This window comes from Pseudomonas sp. Sample_22 (genome assembly GCF_004307635.1).
Lineage (GTDB): Bacteria > Pseudomonadota > Gammaproteobacteria > Pseudomonadales > Pseudomonadaceae > Aquipseudomonas.
Genome location: NZ_RCNY01000022.1, coordinates 213889 through 232760 on the forward strand (window position 1 = coordinate 213889; position 18872 = coordinate 232760).

Annotated in this window: 15 protein-coding genes and 1 pseudogene; 9 read left to right on the forward strand and 7 right to left on the reverse strand. The window is 60.7% G+C overall.

Annotated elements, in window-relative coordinates:
- Window positions 1-4 precede the first annotated feature (4 nt).
- The 5 genes from parE to D8U73_RS06005 all read left to right on the forward strand — a co-directional run bounded on the left by parE (window position 5) and on the right by D8U73_RS06005 (window position 6581).
- Window positions 5-1909, forward strand: coding sequence for a DNA topoisomerase IV subunit B (parE, locus tag D8U73_RS05985; RefSeq protein WP_056852349.1), 1905 nt, complete (start codon window positions 5-7; stop codon window positions 1907-1909).
- Window positions 1909-2895 carry an esterase-like activity of phytase family protein gene (locus tag D8U73_RS05990; protein ID WP_130903959.1) on the forward strand — a complete coding sequence of 329 codons (987 nt, stop codon included), beginning with the start codon at window positions 1909-1911 and terminating at the stop codon, window positions 2893-2895. The genes parE and D8U73_RS05990 overlap by 1 nt, the downstream gene beginning before the upstream one ends.
- A complete protein-coding gene (locus D8U73_RS05995; protein WP_056852351.1) occupies window positions 2892-3416 on the forward strand; it encodes a TIGR02281 family clan AA aspartic protease in 525 nt (174 codons plus the stop codon). Before D8U73_RS05990 ends, D8U73_RS05995 begins: the two co-directional genes overlap by 4 nt.
- 7 nt (window positions 3417-3423) lie before the next feature.
- A complete protein-coding gene (parC, locus tag D8U73_RS06000; protein WP_056852352.1) occupies window positions 3424-5691 on the forward strand; it encodes a DNA topoisomerase IV subunit A in 2268 nt (755 codons plus the stop codon).
- A 176-nt stretch (window positions 5692-5867) separates the two neighbouring features.
- Window positions 5868-6581, forward strand: coding sequence for an ABC-type transport auxiliary lipoprotein family protein (locus D8U73_RS06005; protein WP_056852353.1), 714 nt, complete (start codon window positions 5868-5870; stop codon window positions 6579-6581).
- 250 nt (window positions 6582-6831) lie between these two features.
- On the opposite strand, the gene D8U73_RS06010 is transcribed toward D8U73_RS06005, so the two are convergent.
- Window positions 6832-8349, reverse strand: a complete 1518-nt coding sequence (locus D8U73_RS06010) for an AhpA/YtjB family protein (protein WP_130903960.1) — start codon at window positions 8347-8349, stop codon at window positions 6832-6834.
- Window positions 8350-8484: 135 nt separating this feature from the next.
- Here D8U73_RS06010 and serB point away from each other — a divergent pair, with 135 nt between their 5' ends.
- Window positions 8485-9699, forward strand: a complete 1215-nt coding sequence (gene serB / locus D8U73_RS06015) for a phosphoserine phosphatase SerB (RefSeq protein ID WP_034148725.1) — start codon at window positions 8485-8487, stop codon at window positions 9697-9699.
- A 121-nt stretch (window positions 9700-9820) separates the two neighbouring features.
- Here serB and asd read toward each other — a convergent pair whose 3' ends face one another.
- Genes asd through D8U73_RS06030 form a run of 3 tightly spaced genes read right to left on the reverse strand, consistent with a single transcriptional unit; the run spans window position 9821 to window position 13097 of the window.
- Entirely contained in the window at window positions 9821-10681 is an 861-nt protein-coding gene (gene asd / locus D8U73_RS06020) for an archaetidylserine decarboxylase (RefSeq protein ID WP_130903961.1), read from the reverse strand.
- An 18-nt stretch (window positions 10682-10699) separates the two neighbouring features.
- Window positions 10700-11515 (reverse strand): rhodanese-like domain-containing protein, encoded by an 816-nt coding sequence (locus D8U73_RS06025; RefSeq protein ID WP_056852356.1) that lies wholly within the window; start codon window positions 11513-11515, stop codon window positions 10700-10702.
- A 43-nt stretch (window positions 11516-11558) separates the two neighbouring features.
- On the reverse strand, window positions 11559-13097 hold the full coding sequence (locus D8U73_RS06030) for an HDOD domain-containing protein (protein ID WP_130903962.1): 1539 nt from the start codon (window positions 13095-13097) through the stop codon (window positions 11559-11561).
- A gap of 166 nt (window positions 13098-13263) precedes the next feature.
- Between D8U73_RS06030 and motA the strand changes: the two genes are divergently transcribed.
- Together motA and motB are read left to right on the forward strand one after the other, a co-directional pair.
- Window positions 13264-14115, forward strand: coding sequence for a flagellar motor stator protein MotA (motA, locus tag D8U73_RS06035; RefSeq protein ID WP_056852358.1), 852 nt, complete (start codon window positions 13264-13266; stop codon window positions 14113-14115).
- 3 nt (window positions 14116-14118) lie between these two features.
- Complete coding sequence (gene motB, locus D8U73_RS06040; RefSeq protein ID WP_056852359.1) at window positions 14119-15147, forward strand: flagellar motor protein MotB; 1029 nt, start codon at window positions 14119-14121, stop codon at window positions 15145-15147.
- 129 nt (window positions 15148-15276) lie between these two features.
- Here motB and D8U73_RS06045 read toward each other — a convergent pair.
- The 3 genes and pseudogenes from D8U73_RS06045 to rsgA all read right to left on the reverse strand — a co-directional run bounded on the left by D8U73_RS06045 (window position 15277) and on the right by rsgA (window position 18066).
- Window positions 15277-15768, reverse strand: a pseudogene (locus tag D8U73_RS06045) (toll/interleukin-1 receptor domain-containing protein).
- Entirely contained in the window at window positions 15768-16727 is a 960-nt protein-coding gene (locus D8U73_RS06050; RefSeq protein ID WP_130903963.1) for a caspase family protein, read from the reverse strand. The pseudogene D8U73_RS06045 and the gene D8U73_RS06050 overlap by 1 nt, the downstream one beginning before the upstream one ends.
- A gap of 307 nt (window positions 16728-17034) precedes the next feature.
- Complete coding sequence (gene rsgA, locus D8U73_RS06055; protein WP_056852363.1) at window positions 17035-18066, reverse strand: small ribosomal subunit biogenesis GTPase RsgA; 1032 nt, start codon at window positions 18064-18066, stop codon at window positions 17035-17037.
- 107 nt (window positions 18067-18173) lie between these two features.
- Between rsgA and orn the strand changes: the two genes are divergently transcribed.
- A complete protein-coding gene (gene orn / locus D8U73_RS06060) occupies window positions 18174-18716 on the forward strand; it encodes an oligoribonuclease (RefSeq protein ID WP_056852364.1) in 543 nt (180 codons plus the stop codon).
- Window positions 18717-18872: the final 156 nt, after the last annotated feature.

Below are 18872 nucleotides of genomic sequence, written 5' to 3' on the forward strand. Positions count from 1 at the left end.
CCCCATGGCCACTCCCAGCGCTAGCTCTTATAACGCCGACGCCATCGAAGTCCTCTCGGGCCTCGACCCGGTGCGCAAACGCCCCGGCATGTACACCGACACCAGTCGGCCGAACCACCTTGCCCAGGAAGTCATCGACAACAGTGTCGACGAAGCCCTGGCCGGGCACGCCAAATCGGTGCAAGTCATCCTGCACGCCGATCACTCGCTGGAAGTCAGCGACGACGGCCGTGGCATGCCGGTGGACATTCACCCCGAAGAGGGTGTTTCCGGGGTCGAACTGATCCTCACCAAGCTGCATGCCGGTGGCAAGTTTTCCAACAAGAACTACCAGTTCTCCGGCGGTCTGCACGGGGTGGGTATTTCGGTGGTCAACGCCTTGTCGACCGAAGTCCGGGTGCGTGTAAAGCGTGACGGCAACGAATACCAGATGACGTTCGCCGATGGTTACAAGGCCACCGAGCTGGAAGTGGTCGGCACGGTCGGCAAACGCAACACCGGTACCAGCGTGTTCTTTGCGCCGGACCCGAAATACTTCGACTCACCGAAGTTCTCCATCAGCCGCCTCAAGCATGTGCTCAAGGCCAAGGCCGTGCTGTGCCCGGGGCTGCTGGTCAGTTTTGAAGACAAAGCCACCGGCGAGAAAGTCGAATGGCATTACGAAGACGGCCTGCGTTCCTACCTGGTCGATGCGGTCAGCGAATTCGAGCGCCTGCCGGACGAGCCATTCTGCGGTGCGTTTGCCGGTAACAAGGAAGCGGTGGACTGGGCGCTGCTGTGGCTGCCGGAAGGCGGCGACGCGGTGCAGGAAAGTTACGTCAACCTGATCCCGACCGCCCAGGGCGGTACCCACGTCAACGGTTTGCGCCAGGGCCTGCTCGACGCCATGCGCGAGTTCTGCGAATTCCGCAGCCTGTTGCCGCGCGGCGTAAAGCTGGCCCCGGAAGACGTCTGGGAGCGCATCGCTTTCGTGCTGTCGATGAAAATGCAAGAACCGCAATTCTCCGGCCAGACCAAGGAGCGCCTGTCGTCCCGGGAAGCCGCGGCGTTCGTTTCCGGCGTGGTCAAGGATGCGTTCAGCCTGTGGCTCAATGCCAACCCGGAAACCGGTCTGGCGTTGGCCGAACTGGCGATCAACAACGCCGGTCGTCGTCTGAAGGCCAGCAAAAAGGTTGAGCGCAAGCGCATCACCCAAGGACCGGCGCTGCCGGGCAAACTCGCCGATTGCGCCGGGCAGGACCCGATGCGCTCCGAGCTGTTCCTGGTGGAAGGTGATTCCGCCGGCGGTTCGGCCAAGCAGGCGCGGGACAAAGAGTTCCAGGCGATCCTGCCGTTGCGCGGCAAGATCCTCAACACCTGGGAAGTCGACGGCAGCGAAGTGCTGGCCAGCCAGGAAGTGCATAACATTGCCGTGGCCATCGGCGTCGATCCGGGCGCGGCGGACATGAGCCAGCTGCGCTACGGCAAGATCTGCATCCTCGCCGACGCCGACTCCGACGGTCTGCACATCGCGACATTGCTCTGTGCCCTGTTCGTCCAGCACTTCCGTGCGCTGGTCGATGCCGGCCACGTGTATGTCGCCATGCCGCCGCTGTACCGCATCGACCTGGGCAAAGAGATCTACTACGCCCTCGACGAAGCCGAGCGCGACGGCATTCTTGATCGCCTGGTGGCGGAGAAGAAGCGCGGCAAGCCTCAGGTCACCCGATTCAAGGGTCTGGGTGAAATGAACCCGCCGCAGTTGCGCGAAACCACCATGGATCCGAACACCCGGCGCCTGGTGCAACTGACGCTGGATGATTTCGAGGCGACCTCGGAAATCATGGACATGCTGCTGGCGAAAAAACGCGCTGGCGATCGCAAGACCTGGCTGGAATCCAAGGGCAACCTGGCGGAGGTGCTGGGCTGATGCGCCTGGGCTTTGCCCTGGCGTGTGCGTTGCTGCTGACCTCGATGACGGTGTCCGGCGAACCGGCACCGCAACTGCGTCTGTTGTCCGAGCATGCCATCGATGGCATGCGCGGCGGCAACCTGTCCGGGCTGGCTCAGTGCGGCAAGGAACTGTGGACGATCTCCGACCGCGACGACGATCAGATCTACCGCCTCGATACCCAGGCCAGCGTCTGGCGTGCAGAGGCCGTGGGCATCGGCGTGCCGCAGGTGCCTGACAGCGGCTTGCCCTGGGGCCTGCGTTCGCGGGCCTGGGCGGCGTCATTCGTGCGTGGCGGCGGTCTGGACTTCGAAGGCATTACTTGCGACAACGCCGGCAACCGCTATGTCGTCAGTGAAGCCCATGCAGCGGTGTTGCAAATTCCGCCGACCGGGCCGACTTCCTGGTTGAAGATTTCCCCGCTGATGGTGCGTGAAGCTCGGGCCAGAGGCATGCTGTTGCGTTTCAACGCGTTGTTCGAGGGCCTGGCGATCAATCCTGAGGGTGACCAGTTGTGGTTGGCCGCTGAACGCCAGAACCGTGGATTGCTGCTGGTCAAGCGCAAGCAAACCGTCTGGGATTGCGACGGCGGCTGCGTGCTGCTCAGCGAAGACGGAAAAGAAATGCAGCCTGCACAGTTCCCCCATGCCAGGGCAATGCCCCGGGACTTTGCCGATCTGTCACTGTTCAACGGCAAGCTGTTCACCCTGGAACGCAATGCGTTCGAGATCTGTCGCCGCGACGCATTGACTGCCAAGCTCGAGCGTTGCTGGTCGTTTGCCGACGAGGCATTGCAGGAAAATCGGCGTTATCCCCAGGATTTCGGCCTCACGGAGGCATTGGTAGTTGACGCTGACGGAGCCTGGATCGGTATCGACAACAACACCGGAGCCCGTGCCGATGGTGAATTTCGTCCGATCGTCTGGCGCTTTGCCGCGCCTGACGGTGGCTGGAACGCGCCGTGAGCCAGCAAACACCCGGTAAACGCGCCGGTCGAGTGTTGATGGTGCTGGCCTGGTGTGCGGCGCTGTTTCTGGCCACACGGTTTTTCGGGCAGTGGGAAGAGCGTCAGCAAAACCCGAATGTGATGGTGAGCTCGGAACAGGGCAATGGTTACATCGAGGTGAAACTGGCCAGCAATGCCCAGGGACACTTCGTCGCCAGTGGCCATATCAACGGGCAGCCGGTGGACTTCATGCTCGACACCGGGGCCACTGATGTGGCGGTCCCGGCGGAACTGGCCAAGCGCTTGCAGCTGGCAGAAGGTTTCGGTGTGACCCTGAGCACGGCCAATGGCCTGAGCCAGGGCTATCGCACCCGTATAGAACGCCTGCAACTGGGCGACATCGTGCTGCGGGATGTCCGCGCACTGGTGGCGCCCGGCCTGCATGGCGACCAGGTGTTGCTCGGCATGAGCGCACTGAACAAACTTGAATTTACCCAGCGCGGTGGCACCATGCTGCTGCGCCAGACAACGAACCGATGAGGCCCGCATGAGCGACATCCTTGCAGACAGCTTAGATGGCGTAGAACGCCGATCGCTGGCTGACTTCACCGAAAATGCCTACCTCAACTACTCCATGTACGTGATCATGGACCGTGCCTTGCCGCATATCGGCGACGGCCTGAAGCCGGTACAGCGGCGCATCATCTACGCCATGAGCGAGCTGGGGCTGGACGCTGATTCCAAGCACAAGAAATCGGCGCGTACCGTCGGTGACGTGCTCGGCAAGTTCCATCCGCACGGCGATTCGGCCTGCTACGAAGCCATGGTCCTGATGGCCCAGCCGTTCAGCTACCGCTACACGCTGGTGGACGGCCAAGGCAACTGGGGTGCACCGGATGATCCCAAGTCTTTTGCGGCCATGCGATACACCGAAGCGCGACTGTCGCGCTACTCCGAGGTGCTGCTCAGCGAACTGGGCCAGGGCACCGCGGACTGGGGACCGAACTTTGACGGCACCCTCGACGAACCGCTGGTGTTGCCGGCACGTTTGCCGAACATCCTCCTCAATGGCACCACCGGTATCGCGGTGGGCATGGCCACTGACGTGCCGCCGCATAACCTGCGCGAAGTCGCCAGTGCCTGCGTGCGTTTGCTGGATGAGCCCAAAGCCACGGTCGAACAGCTCTGCGAGCATATCCAGGGCCCGGATTACCCGACCGAAGCGGAAATCATCACGCCCCGTGCCGATCTGCTGAAAATGTATGAAACCGGCAAAGGCTCGGTGCGCATGCGCGCCGTTTATCACATCGAAGACGGCGACATCATCGTCACCGCGCTGCCGCATCAGGTTTCCGGCGCCAAGGTGCTGGAACAGATCGCGGCCATGATGCAGGCCAAACCGTCCAAGGCCCCGCAGATCGCTGACTTGCGCGACGAATCCGACCACGAGAACCCGTGCCGGATCGTGATCATTCCGGGAGCGCGGAAAAACTTCGACCACGATGCGCTGATGCAGCATCTGTTCGCCAGCACCGAGCTGGAGTCGAGTTACCGGGTCAACGTCAACATCATCGGCCTGGATGGCAAGCCGCAGCTGAAAAACCTGCGCGCCTTGCTGGTCGAGTGGCTGGAGTTCCGGGTTCAGACCGTTCGTCGACGCCTGCAATTCCGCCTCGATAAAGTCGAGCGTCGCCTGCACCTGTTGGACGGTTTGCTGATTGCCTACCTCAACCTGGATGAAGTGATCCACATCATCCGCACCGAGGAACATCCGAAAGCCGCGCTGATCGAGCGTTTTGCCCTGAGCGAGATCCAGGCTGACTACATCCTCGACACCCGCCTGCGTCAGTTGGCGCGGTTGGAAGAAATGAAGCTGCGCGCCGAGCAGGATGAACTGCTCAAGGAACAAGCCAAGCTGCAAGCCTTGCTGAGCAGTGAAGCCAAGCTGAAGAAGCTGGTGCGCAGCGAGTTGATCAAGGACGCTGAAACCTATGGCGATGACCGCCGTTCGCCAATCGTCGAGCGTGCTGAAGCCAAGGCCCTGACCGAACACGATCTGCTGCCGAACGAGAAAGTAACAGTCGTTCTGTCGGAGAAAGGCTGGGTACGTTCGGCCAAAGGTCACGAAATCGACGCCACCGGGCTTTCCTACAAGGCTGGCGACGGCTTCAAGGCCCTGGCGGCGGGGCGTTCCAACCAGTTTGCGGTGTTTATCGACTCCACCGGTCGCAGCTATTCGGTGGCTGCGCACACGCTGCCATCGGCCCGTGGCCAGGGCGAGCCGCTGACCGGTCGTCTGACGCCACCGCCGGGGGCGAGTTTCGAGTGCGTGCTGATGCCCGAAGACGATGCGTTGTACGTGATCGCCTCCGATGCCGGTTACGGTTTCGTGGTCAAGGGTGAAGACCTGCAGGCCAAGAACAAGGCGGGCAAGGCGCTGTTGAGCCTGCCGAACAACGCCAAGGTCATCCTGCCGCGGCCTGTCGCCGATCGTGAACAGAACTGGTTGGCGTCGGTGACCACCGAAGGTCGCCTGCTTATCTTCAAGATCAGCGATCTGCCACAATTAGGTAAGGGCAAAGGCAACAAGATCATCGGGATTTCCGGTGAGCGAGTGGCCAGTCGCGAAGAATATGTCACGGACATCGCCGTTATCCCGGAGGGTGCAACCTTGGTGCTTCAGGCTGGAAAACGTACCTTGTCACTGAAAGCGGACGACCTCGAACACTACAAGGGTGAGCGTGGGCGTCGTGGTAATAAACTGCCGCGTGGCTTCCAGCGGGTGGATGCGCTGCTCGTCGAAAACCTCAATTAAGCGTCCTAGAGCGCTCGATCTACGATTTAACGCGTAGATCGACGCTTTCGCGCTGGAGTCGGAACGCATATTCACGGATGATATGGCCTTTCAAGCGCCGGCGTGGCCGAGCGTTCTTCATATTTATTGAGTATTTTCACTGTGATTAGCCTTGTGGCAATCACCTGGATGGGACGATGACTGCTCTGCGCCTTCCTTTTATTCTGATGCTCGCCGGCGTTCTTGGCCTGGCGGGCTGCAGCGTTCACCAGCCGGTGTCGCTGTATCAACTGGACAGCGGTAGTCCGGTTCAGCCTGCGCAAAGCGCGGGCATGGCTGTATTGCTGGGCCCGGTGACCGTTGCCGACTATCTGCAACGCGAAACCCTGTTGCAGCGTCAGCCCGACGGCAGCCTGCAAGCCGCGACCGACGGTCGCTGGGCCGGCAGCCTGTCTTCCGACATCGACCAGTTGTTGCTGCGTCAGGTCGCCGGTCATCTGGACAGCCAGCGCGTGGTATTGGCGCCGGCCACCGTTGGCTTCACGCCGGACGTTCAAGTGTTGTTGACCATCACGCGCCTGGATTCTGGGACCAAGCAGCCGGCCATCCTCGATGCGCAATGGCGCCTCATCGACCGTCGTGGGCAGGTCCGCGATAATCGCATCATTCATTTGCAGGAGCAGCACGCCGGCAGCACGGCGGCGCAGGTTCAGGCTCAGGGTGTGCTGTTGCAGAAACTGGCCGAACAGCTGTCGACCGCGCTCAAGCCTCTGGCCAACCAACCGCCAATCGCCGAAGCGCCAAAAAAACCGGCGGCCAAGCCTGTGGCACCGGCGGCGGAAGCGGAAAAGCAGCCGAAGATCCCGATGGCCTCGCCGATTCGCACGGACATGGAAGTGTTCCGCTTCTAAGCTTGTGATTGATTCATGACAAGGCCCGCTTTGATGCGGGCCTTGTTGTTTCTGCGGGTTGGAGATGATCGTTCCCATGCTCAGCGTGGGAATGCAGCCCGTGACGCTCTGCGTCACATCAGGGCCAGGCTGGAAGGAGGTGGGGCTGGAACGCGGAGCGTCCCTGGAGGCATTCCCACGCTGAGCATGGGAACGATCAGCCCGCAGACGAGTGATGATCTGCGGGCTCTTTCACAACGGGGCTTAAGGCTTACGCCCGGCGTTCGTGCATCCGCGCCAATTGCCGCTCCAGCATCGACGGATAAGGCTCCATCAACCGCTCTACGCAGCAAGCGCCTTCAGGGCTGGCGATCGGGCGGATCCGCGCGCGTTGGCGGATCAGCGCGTCGTCACTGATCTTGCGTTCCACCAGCAGCAGGTTGCGGCTGTGTTGCGACAGGGCCAGGGCGTCCTGGGCGGCATCGGTCAGCAGCAGATCGATCTGGCTCAGGCCGAACAAATCGTCGCCCAGGGTCAGGCCCAGCTGCAATTGCAGGGTGATGCCGCTGTCGGCGACTTCGATTTGTAACTGGTGGCCGAGCGCGCGGAGCAACTCGCCGCAGCAAATGGCATTGGTCAGGTAGTCGTCGCCGCTGTCTTCGGTGTGGAACAGCATCAGTGTGCTGCCGTCGTTCAGCGTGTGCAGTTCGCTCTCGTACAACGAAGCGGCCTGATCAAGGCAATCACGATAGCGTTTGAGCAATTCTTCCAGACGTGTGCGCGGCAAGCGACGCAGTTGCTCCTGGGAGCCCAGCTGCACGGCCAGAACGGCGCTGTGCTGCGGTACATTCGAAGGAGCAGGGCGGGCAAGCGGTTTCACTACGCTGTCTGCGTCATCGAGCAAATCGGCAAACGCATCGTCGTCATCGTCTTCAACGGTGCTGACAACGCGCCGTGGGGCCGCTTTTTTCGCCGCCATCGGCCGGCTTTCGTCGAAGCTCGGATCGCGCAGGTTGCGCACTTCGAAGCCCGGTTCGGCATCGTCATCATCGCTGTCTTCGAGCTCGGGTTCCGGCGCCGGTTCAGGCTCGGCCGGTTCCGGTGCGAAGTTGGCGTGCAGTTGCCGGGCCAGATCACCGATCTCGTCCTGGCGTTCGGTGGCCGGGGTGTATTCGTCGATATTGCGCAGCCAGACGCGCAACTGCAGGAGCGGCGTGGAAATGTGCCGACCCAGGCGCAGGCTCAAGGCCAGGGAAAGTGCCAGCAGGATCGCGCTGAGGATGCCCATGCTTTGCAGGCTGATGGTCATCGGCTGCTGGAACTGATCCATGTCCAGGCTGATGCGCAGTTGCCCGGCCGTCACGTCCTGGAAGGTGATCTTGCTCTGGTACATGCCCTCGGCTTCGCCCAGCAAGCCGTGCTTGGGCCGCTGACCGGCTTCGGCGAGGATGCGGTTGTCGACGCTGTAGATGGCGGCGTGGGCCACCAGCTTGTTCTTGGTCAGGTTGTTGAGCAGCACGTTGAGGCTGAGGATGTCATTGGACACCAGCAGCTCGGTGGCCGAGGTGGCCGTCTGCGTGGTCAGGCTTTCGCCCAGCGCATCCGCCTGCTCATGCATGGCCTGCTTGAATTGCAAACCCATCACACAGGCGTAGATCACCAGGGCCAGAGCGACCAGGATCACGTTATGGCTGGCAATGCGCAATGCAATCGGTACACGGCGGTGACGCAGTGCCCGGAAGATCAGCAGGAAGAAGTTATCGGTTTTAACTGGCGTGGGCCGGTTCACTTGAGCTCGGCTCTTTTGTCCGTGAAGTTGACGCGCAGTATAGCGACAGGCCCTAGACCGTCAAAGCGCTCACGGTGCCCGATGGTCACTGAAAGTGGGTAGAATGCGGTTTTTTTCCACCTGCGGGGGTGCGCCTTGCGCGAAATCGTCCTGATAAACATCACGGGAGTCGACCGTCCGGGTCTGACTGCGGCCATTACCGGCGTTCTGGCCCAGGGTGGTGTGAACATTCTCGACATCGGTCAGGCGGTGATCCACGACACCTTGTCGTTCGGCATCCTGGTTGAAATTCCCGATACCGAGCAAGGTAAATCCGTGCTCAAGGACATCCTGTTCAAGGGCTATGAGCTTGATCAACAGGTGCGTTTCACGCCGGTGTCCGAAGAGGATTACCAGCAGTGGGTCGGCAACCAGGGCAAAAAGCGCCACATCGTCACGTTGTTGACCCGCAAGGTGACTGCCGGACAACTGCAGGCCGTGAGCTCGATCACCGCCAAGTACGGTTTGAACATCGATCACATCGATCGCCTGTCCGGGCGCATGCCGCTGGATACTCCGGCTGATAAAGGCAAGGGTTGCATCGAGTTTTCCGTACGCGGCGAGGCGGCCGATCCGCAGGCGTTGCGTGCCGAATTCCTCAGCGTCGCCCAGGAGCTGAACGTCGACATCGCGTTCCAGGAGGATTCGCTGTTCCGTCGCAACCGTCGTTTGGCGGTGTTTGACATGGACTCGACGCTGATCGAAGCCGAGGTGATCGACGAATTGGCCAAGGCCGCCGGTGTGGGTGACAAGGTTTCGGAAATTACCGAGCGGGCGATGGCCGGCGAACTGGATTTCCGTGCCAGCTTCAAGGAGCGTCTGGCCTTGCTCAAAGGCCTGGATGTCGGTGTACTGGATTCTATCGGCGCTTCGTTGCGCTTGACCGAAGGCGCTGAAACCCTGTTCGCCGAACTCAAGCGCCTGGGTTACAAGACTGCGATTCTGTCGGGCGGTTTCACCTACTTCGCCAAGCAATTGCAGGCCAAGCTCGGTATCGATTACGTGTTCGCCAACGAACTGGAAGTGGTCGACGGCAAGGTGACTGGCGTGGCGATCGAGCCGATTGTCGATGCGCAGCGCAAAGCGGATCTGCTCAAAGAACTGGCACACAAGGAAGGTTTGCGTCTGGAGCAGACCATTGCCGTGGGCGACGGCGCCAATGACTTGCCGATGCTGGCGATTGCCGGGTTGGGCGTGGCGTTCCGTGCCAAGCCGCTGGTCAAGCAATCGGCCAAGCAGGCGATTTCCACCCTGGGGCTGGATGGCGTGCTGTACTTGCTGGGCTTCCGCGATCGCGACGGACAGCTCTGATACGCTGGAAATCAATGTGGGAGCTGGCTTGCCAGCGATGACTGACCAACCATCAACATCACGGTTGACGGTCAGTCCGCAATCGCGGGCAAGCCCGCTCCCACAAGGTACAGCGTGGTCTTTAAGCCTTCGGCAGGCCCATGCCCTGGCCCATCTGTACCGGGGCGCCGGCGACCATGTCTTCAGTCCACTTCACCTGATCCGGCCCGAACAGTACGACAGCGGTCGAACCCAGCTTGAAGCGGCCCAGTTCCGCACCTTTTTCCAGATGAATCGGCGCACGGGCGGCTTCGTCGTAACGGAAGGTTTTCAGTTCGCGCTTGGGCGGTGTGACCAGGCCGGCCCACACGGTTTCGATCGACGCGACGATCATCGCCCCCACCAATACCACGGCCATCGGCCCGCGCTCGGTGTCGAAAATGCACGCGACTCGCTCGTTGCGGGCGAACAGTTCCGGTACGTTTTCAGCGGTGGACTGGTTCACCGAGAACAGCCGGCCCGGGATGTAGACCATTTCGCGCAGGGTGCCGGCCAGCGGCATGTGCACACGGTGGTAGTCCTTCGGCGACAGATAAATGGTCGCGAAATCACCGCCCATGAACGGCGCAGCATTGGCAGCATCACCCCCCAGCAGTTCCAGCACGCTGAAACTGTGGCCCTTGGCCTGGAACACGCGACCGTGTTCGATCGGGCCGAGTTGGCTGATCGCACCGTCGGCCGGGCTGAGGATCGCGCCCGGTGTTTCGTCCAGCGGACGTGCGTCGTCTTTCAAGGCGCGGGTGAAGAAGTCGTTGAAGTGCTCATAGGCCGTCAGGTCTTCGACCAATGCCTGGGACATGTCCACCTGATAGCGCTTGGCAAACCAGGCGGTAAAGGCATTCTTGAACCAGCGCACCCGGCATTCGGCGACGCAGCCCGCCAGTCGCGAAAGCAAGTGGTGGGGCAGCAGGTACTGGCTGAGGATAAACAAACGTTCTTTCATTGGGTGTCCTTAAAAACCTTAAAGCTCGACAGGCGTGTCAGGGTGATTGCCCCACTCGCCCCAGGAACCGGCGTAGCCTTTGACCCGCGGATAACCGAGGGACTTGGCCACCAGATAAGTGAAGCCGGACCGGTGGTGGGTCTGGCAGTGGGTAATGATTTCCTTGTCCGGCGTGATGCCGAGTTTTTCAAGGATCTGCGGCATGTCGGTGCGAATGCGCAGTTGGCGCGCCTGATCCATGCCCGCCGTCCATTCGAAATTGATCGCGCCGGGAATATGACCGGCCTTCGCCGCGAGCACTTTCTCGCCGGAGTATTCCAGCGGTCCGCGGGCATCCCAGATCGCCAGGTCGGCGGCGCCGAGACGGCTTTGCAGGTACTCGCGGGTAGCGGTGGGTTCGTCATGCAAGGTCAGTGAAACCGGACCACCCACGGCTGGCGGGATCTGGATCGACATCGGCAAGCCTTCTGCCAGCCAGGCTGTCAGGCCGCCGTCTATATAGTGGTACTTGCGGTGGCCGATGACATCCAGCAGCCAGATAAAGCGCCCGGCCCAACCGCCGCCTTCGTCGTCGTACACTACGTAGACTGCGTCGGGGTTGTGTCCCAGCTCACCAAACAACGTCTCGAGTGCAGCCTGCGGCGGCATCAGTCCCGGCGCAGGCGCCTGACCGAGTTGCGTGCGCTTGGGGTCGACAAAACGAGCACCGGGAATATGCCCTGCGGTGTAGCGGGCGCTGCTGGTCAGGTCCACCAGGATCAGTTCGCGGGCATCGAGGCGAGGGAGCAAGTCGCTCGGCTCGATCACCAGCGGCAAGCCAGAGAAGTCAGACATGTGAGGTCTCCAGGGCACAAAAAGGGAAGATTGTAACGCAGCCTTACTGGCCGCGGTGGCTAAAGCTGTGCAGGGCTTTCTCGATGCACTGCGCGGTTTTGCCGAAGGCTTGTACGGTTATTTCCGAAAAGGCGCCGCCACCCTGATCCGCCACGACAATCATGATCACGCGGCCGTTATTGACCAGTGAGCGCAGCAACAGATGCTCACCGCTGAATTGTGAGCGCAGGCTGTTGGGCAGCAGGGCGGAAAACTGTGCGTTGTTGGCTGGCGTCAAACGCACCTGCGCCTGTTGCGCGAGCAGCCGTTGCAGCACTGTGCTCTGGCTGACCGCGAAATTCATGCCGGCCACTTCTTTCGGTAAACCGGCGCTCTGGTGCACTCGCAGGTTGGCATGGGCTCGATCAGCCATCAGGATCATTACCCGGCGCATGCCGCACGCGACCAGGGCGTCGCGGGCCGAGGTGGTCAAGTGCATGGCGTTGGTGAAGCGGCTCGGCTCGATCAGCAATTCGGCACATTGACGACGCCACTTTGCCAGGTCTTCGGCGGTCGGCGCCGGGGCTGGCAACAGACCGGCATGCAATCGATTCGTGCCCCATGGCCAGAGCAATGCAACGGCAGGGTGCCAAAGGTCGGGCATGGCGTGATGGCGGGCGCTGTTGGCGGCCTGCTGGTGCAATTGTTGTTGCACCTCGTCCATGGGCATTTGCAGGTAAAGGCTGGTCAGGTACTGCCAGCGCTCGCTGTGCGGACTGTCCCAGGCCTGTTGCGCCGACAGCGCCAGCCCGTTGGCCAGCAGCACCGTGTTGGCGGGCTGGTTGAGCCAGCGGCGCAGCGTCGGATCGTCATCCAGGCGATTTTGCTGGCGCAAAGGATGCTCGCTGTCGCGGGCAATGCGCAGGACTTTGACCAGTTCCCGCTGTTCGGTGAGCAACAGTTTATAGCCTTGCTGCACCCAGATCGGCAGGTGCCAGGCCTCCACCAGGGCCAGGCCGATTTCCAGCAGGCGCGCGCCAAACAACTGCTTTTCGACTTTACACGCCGACTCGCCTTTATGGATGACCCGCAGCTCCCATTCTTCGAGCAACTGCGGATGCGTCAATGCCAGGGGCCACAGCGGTGACAGAAACAGCAGGCTGCCCCAATGAATGTCCTGCCACAGGCGTGCGAGGCGGCTGGCAAAAAAACCGTTGGCTTGTTGCGTCGCGTGCTGGCTGATCATTTGTAGCTGACGCAGTGCCTTGGGAATCTCGCCCATGGGCGCGGCAGGCAAGCGTTCCAGCAATTCTTCGGTGCGTTTCAAACCGAGGCGGTTGATCGCTACCTCAAGGTTTTCTGCCGGCTCGGTCATGCTGCCGTGGGTGTGGCGGTTGGCTTCGCGAATCACGCTCAAGGCCAAAGCCGGACTGTCCTGCATCAAATCGGCGATGTCGCGCAGCGAGCTGCGACTGTCGCGGATCGCCCGGCAGACGCGGTCGTGACTGGCCTGCGGAACCGGCAGGCGGACGCCATCCAGAAGCTTGACCCAGCCTTGGAGCGTGGTTGGTTTGGGAGTCGGGACGTTCGTTTCGTTAACCATGTCTGGAGGCGATCATCGTCTGCGTTACCTGCGCCCGGAATGGGTCAAATTGGCTTTTCGCCTGAACTGGCTATAGTCTGGCGCAGTTTTGCCGATAAGTAGAAGAAGAGATTTTTTAACTTCCGAATATGACCTTGAACCCGACTCAGTAAGTGCTCTCCTACCTATGGCTAAAATAATCGGCATCATCGTCGTATTCGCGAGCGTGCTCGGCGGATACGTGCTCTCCCACGGCAAAATTGCCGCCCTGATCCAGCCTTTCGAGGTGATGATCATCGGTGGTGCGGCCCTCGGCGCATTCTTGCAGGCCAACCCCGGCTACATGACCATGCATGTGCTCAAGAAGTCCCTGAGCATGTTCGGTTCGCGTTTCAGCCACGGTTTTTATCTTGAAGTGCTTGGCCTGATTTACGAGATCCTCAACAAGAGCCGTCGTGAAGGCATGATGGCCATTGAAGGCGATATCGAAGATGCGGCCGCGAGCCCGATCTTCGCCAAGTACCCGACGGTCCTGAAAGACGAGCGCATGACCGCGTTCATCTGCGATTACCTGCGCATCATGTCTTCCGGGAACATGGCTCCCCATGAGCTGGAAGGCCTGTTCGACATGGAACTCTACAGCCTCAAGGAAGACCTTGAGCACCCGTCCCATGCGGTGAACGGCATCGCCGACGCCATGCCCGGTTTCGGTATCGTCGCGGCGGTATTGGGGATCGTGGTGACCATGGCGTCCCTGGGTGAGGGCGATCAGAAGTCCATCGGCCTGCACGTGGGTGCGGCGCTGGTCGGTACCTTCTTCGGTATTCTCGCTGCCTACGGTTTCTTCGGCCCGTTGGCCCATTCCCTGGCTCACGATGCCAAGGAAGAGCTGAACGTCTACGAAGCCATCAAGGCTTCCCTGGTGGCTTCGGCTTCCGGCATGCCGCCATCGCTGGCCGTCGAGTTCGGGCGCAAGGTTCTGTACCCGGCGCACCGCCCTAGCTTCGCCGAGCTGGAACAAGCGGTTCGCGGTCGTTAAGCCATGGAAAATAACCAGCCGATAATCATCAAGCGCGTCAAGCGCATCGCCGGCGGGCATCACGGCGGGGCGTGGAAGATCGCTTTCGCCGACTTCGCCACGGCGATGATGGCGTTCTTCCTGGTGCTGTGGCTGCTGTCGACGGCAACGCCGGAACAGAAGATCGCCATCGCCGGTTACTTCAAGGACCCGATCGGCTTTTCCGAAAGCGGCACGCCGTACATCATCGACCTTGGCGGTACGCCGACCCTGGCGCCGGAAAACACCCTCAACCCCGAGGTGAAGTCCCAGCCGCAACCGGACAAGGTGACCGTCGACGCCGAACAGGTCGAAGGCATGGCCGAAATGGTCGAGAAGGAACGTCTCGAGTTGTTGCTGCAAGAACTGCAAAACAAGGTTGAAGAGAACCCGCAGCTGCAGAAATTCAAAGACCAGATCATGTTCGAGATCACCCCGGACGGCTTGCGTATCCAGATCGTCGATGCCGAAAATCGGCCGATGTTCGACTCGGGTTCTGCGCGTCTGAAACCGTATTTCGAAGACATCCTGCTGGCCATGGCCGACACCATCAAAGCGGTGCCGAACAAGATCAGCATCAGTGGCCACACCGATGCCAAACCGTATAGCGGCCAGGGCGATTTCGGTAACTGGGAACTGTCGGCCAACCGTGCCAACGCCGCCCGCCGTGCGCTGGTGGCGGGCAGTTATCCGGACGGGCAGGTGGCGCGGGTGGTGGGTTATGCCTCGTCTGCCTTGTTCGACCGTGAACATCCGTTCAACCCGGTCAACCGTCGCATCGACATTGTGGTGCTGACCAAGAAAGCCCAGCGCGCCATTGAAGGTTCGCAAGGCGCGGAACCTGCTCCTGATGCACCGCAAGGTTCTGCAGCGCCAGGCGCCACCCCGGCTGCACCGGTCGACCCGAATGCGCTGCCGGCAGACAAGGAACCGCTGCCGGCCCACGAGCTGCGCGAGCGTTTGAATCTGTTTGATGATCCGGCGCCGAAGCCGGCTGAGCCAGCGAAGCAGTGATCCCAAAAAAACCGACAGTGATGTCGGTTTTTTTTCGGCGTTTATCAGGCCGCTGCATTCTCCGTGTGGGCACGATTCCTGTGGGAGCTGGCTTGCCAGCGATGTCGGACTGACAGCCGACCTGATCCTTCAGAAACCGCGAATGATCCTGGATTTGAGATCCGTGTGAAATCGATCGGCGTTGGTTTTGTTGACGCTGCGCACCGCCTCGCTGCCGTTAACCGACTCCAGTGACATCGATCGCTTGATGGTCGATTCGTTTCGATAGGCATCAATGAAGAACTCGATGTCTCTGTCGCTGGTCAGTTTCGGCCATTTATCGAGGTACAGCGGCAGTTCCGTTGGGCCGGTCTTGAATGAGCAGATGCGTCGGTTGGTGATGGTCGCCTCGCCGATTTCGAACGGTACCCATCAGGACAGTGCGGTTTTTTCCGACACCACCGCCAGCAGGTGCGTGCATTCACTGATGTTGCGCGTGATCACACCGGTGATGTCGTCGGTGGTCTGGGATTCGGCGTCCAGCACATCGAGATAGGTCTTGATGTTGGCCTGCATCAGGCGGGTATTGATGTTGACCGCGTAGGCGCGATCCATGTGGCGGTAGCTGATAAACACTGGCATCAGAAATGTCCCTTGATTGCGAGTTCGCGGTAATAGGCACCGAGGGCGGTGAGGCGGCAGCCGGTGGAGTGAATGGCGGCGTAATACATATGTTCGGCATCAACCGGTTCGATCAGGCTGTGACGATTGCACTTTTGCAGTTGAGAGAAGACCTCGCCGTGTTCCGGATTGAACTCGGGTTCGCTGGGCTCGAAGCTGGGGGCGAGGGGGTAGACCGATTCCGCTTCGGCAAACCACTCGGGCAGTTTGCGCAGGATTTCCTTGGCGATCAGCGGTGAAACCTCGCGCAGGGAAATGAACTGCGACACGTTGGTCTTGAACGCCGGCCGCTGTTCCCAGGCATCAAGGGCGTTGTCGACAAACGAATAGAGGCTGCCGGGAGTGATCTTGCCGAGGATGTTGGCGGCGCCGCCGTGCAGAGCCTGGAGCAATAGCCCGGTGAATACGCCGTGTTGGGCGCCTTCCATCGCCGGCTCTTCCTTTTTGCACGCAGTAAGAATGGTCATGCCTTCGCCCACTACGCTGCCTTCACTGCGCAAGGCGCGCAGTTCGCCTGCCGAGCCGCTCTGGCAGCAGTCGAGAATGATCACCTTGTTTTTGATCCGGGTGGCTTTGGTTGCCCAATTAAGAACATCGCTGAGGCGAATCCCGTCATTGGCGTTCCTGTAATCCTGCGGGATCAGCATGCCTTCGTCGGTATCGGTGTCGAAAGTGCCGTGACCGGCGAAGTACAGCAGTGCGACGTTGCAGTCCCCGGAAAACAACTCGCGGATCTGATCCTCGAGTTTCTTTCGACTCAGGTAATCCTCGGCACAGGTCAACACGATGTTCTTGAAGTTCGGGTCGCCATTGGCGTCGGTCTTCAGCACAGACGCCATGGCGATGGCGTCGTTGCAACAACCGCTCAGGCGCGAGACATGGGTGTAATCGTTGATGCCAATGAACAGTCCTTTGCGCATGGTTACACCGCCGTGCGCTGGCAAATGGCGACGCGGTGGGCAGGGGCGTACAGGTAGACCCACGGAGGGCTGATGAACAAATGATAGGTTTGCAATGGCTGTCCCTCGATGTCGCAGGAGTGCGAAGAGGGTTTGAACTTAGGTCATTGGCTGGCCGCCACAAGGTGCCGATCGCGAAAGAGAAATGCCCTACAGGGGTGCGTGCAGACGCCTTACAGAAATGTCTGACGTTTAAGTTGGTGGGTGATTTAAACAGTAGAGCCGGCAGCCCGCCGCCCCGTTGGATCAGGGCGGGGCAGGTGCCTGTTTAGTAGCCGTTTTCCGGCAAACTGGCGATGATCGAGCGGTAGCTGTTCATTCGTTGCTGTTGCACGCGGCCGTCTTCGAGAGCCTTGAGCAATGCACAACCGGGTTCACGGTCGTGCTTGCAGTCGCGGAAGCGACAGGTGCCGAGCAAATCGTTGAACTCGATGAAGCCGGCCTCGACATCGGCACGGCTGACGTGTCCCAGGCCGAACTCGCGGATGCCCGGTGAGTCGATCAACTCGCCGCCGCCAGGGAAGTGGAACAACCGCGCGGTGGTGGTGGTGTGAGTGCCCTGGCCGGACAGCTCGGACAACGGACCGACGCGGGTCTCGACTTCCGGCAACAGGCTGTTGACCAGCGACGACTTGCCGACACCGGACTGGCCGACGAACACGCTGATGCGACCGTCCAGCTGTTTCTGCAACTGTTCCATGCCGTTGCCGTGGTGCGCCGAGACTTCCAGCACCGGGTAACCCAGCGTGCGGTAAACCGCGAGCAGGGCGTTCAGCGCCGGCGCGTTATTTTCGTCGATCAGGTCGAACTTGTTCAGCAGTAACAGCGGCTTGATGCCCGCATGTTCGGCAGCGACAAGATAACGGTCGATCAGGTTGGCGTGGGGCTCGGGAAGCGGTGCAAAAACGATGACGATCATGTCGACGTTGGCGGCTACCGGCTTGAGCTGGCCACGGCTGTCCGGGCGGCACAGTTCGGTGTTGCGCGGCAGTTGCGCCACGATCACGCCGATGCCCTGGTTGCCAGCGCGCCAGACAACCTGGTCACCGGTCACCAGGGCAGGCAGGTTGGCCCGCAGGTGGCAGCGGAACACTTGGCCGGCCAATGCACCTTCGCAGGCCTCGACCTCGACCTGCACACCGAAGTGCGCGATCACCAGGCCGTGCTGTTCCGGACCCAGGTCGCCACCCTCAAGTGCCTCGACAGCCGAGGACTCGCGTTTGGCGGCGCGGGCAGCGCGCTCGCCCTGAATCTTTTCGATGCGCCAGTTTTGACGACGATTGAGTTGGCGTTTGGCCATGGGTGTTCCGTATAAAGAATGCAGCGATTAGGTAAAACGGCCGCGAGTTTAGCACGCCCGGCCACCGGCCTAGGCTAAACTGCGCAGCATTGCCTAGGAGCCGACACATGCAAAATTCGCAGAACCTGATCTGGATCGACCTGGAAATGACCGGTCTGGATCCGGAAAACGACGTCATCATCGAAATGGCCACCATCGTTACTGACAGTGATCTGAACACCTTGGCCGAAGGCCCGGTGATCGCTATCCACCACAGCGACGAAGTCCTCGCCCGCATGGACGAATGGAATACCCGCACCCACGGCAATTCCGGCCTGACCCAACGCGTGCGCGACAGCCGCATCAGCATGGCCGAAGCCGAAGCCGAGACCATTGCGTTCCTGGAGAAGTGGGTACCGAAGGGCAAGTCGCCGATCTGTGGCAACAGCATCTGCCAGGACCGTCGCTTCCTTTATACGCACATGAAATCCCTGGAAAGCTATTTCCATTACCGCAACCTCGACGTGTCCACGCTTAAAGAGTTGGCCGCACGCTGGGCGCCGGACGTTCGCGACAGCTTCAAGAAGGGCAGCACCCACCTGGCGCTGGACGACATCCGCGAATCGATCGCCGAGCTGCAGCACTATCGCAAGCATTTCATCAAGTTTTGATCCGTTGGCTGGCGCGGGTTTTTTGTGGCGAGGGAGCTTGCGCCCGCTCGGCTGCGTAGCAGTCGTAAGGACGGCAAATGCGCTCTGACCGGAAGAAGGCAAGGGAGCGCTTCGCACTCCAGCGGAAGCAAGCTCCCTCACCGCATTGCTTTCGTG

Coding starts and splice junctions, on each gene's coding strand:
- parE (WP_056852349.1), top strand. CDS start 5: ATGGCCACTCCCAGCGCTAGCTCTTATAACGCCGACGCCATCGAAGTC.
- D8U73_RS05990 (WP_130903959.1), top strand. CDS start 1,909: ATGCGCCTGGGCTTTGCCCTGGCGTGTGCGTTGCTGCTGACCTCGATG.
- parC (WP_056852352.1), top strand. CDS start 3,424: ATGAGCGACATCCTTGCAGACAGCTTAGATGGCGTAGAACGCCGATCG.
- D8U73_RS06005 (WP_056852353.1), top strand. CDS start 5,868: ATGACTGCTCTGCGCCTTCCTTTTATTCTGATGCTCGCCGGCGTTCTT.
- asd (WP_130903961.1), bottom strand. CDS start 10,681: ATGAAAGAACGTTTGTTTATCCTCAGCCAGTACCTGCTGCCCCACCAC.
- D8U73_RS06025 (WP_056852356.1), bottom strand. CDS start 11,515: ATGTCTGACTTCTCTGGCTTGCCGCTGGTGATCGAGCCGAGCGACTTG.
- D8U73_RS06030 (WP_130903962.1), bottom strand. CDS start 13,097: ATGGTTAACGAAACGAACGTCCCGACTCCCAAACCAACCACGCTCCAA.
- motA (WP_056852358.1), top strand. CDS start 13,264: ATGGCTAAAATAATCGGCATCATCGTCGTATTCGCGAGCGTGCTCGGC.
- motB (WP_056852359.1), top strand. CDS start 14,119: ATGGAAAATAACCAGCCGATAATCATCAAGCGCGTCAAGCGCATCGCC.
- D8U73_RS06050 (WP_130903963.1), bottom strand. CDS start 16,727: ATGCGCAAAGGACTGTTCATTGGCATCAACGATTACACCCATGTCTCG.
- rsgA (WP_056852363.1), bottom strand. CDS start 18,066: ATGGCCAAACGCCAACTCAATCGTCGTCAAAACTGGCGCATCGAAAAG.
- orn (WP_056852364.1), top strand. CDS start 18,174: ATGCAAAATTCGCAGAACCTGATCTGGATCGACCTGGAAATGACCGGT.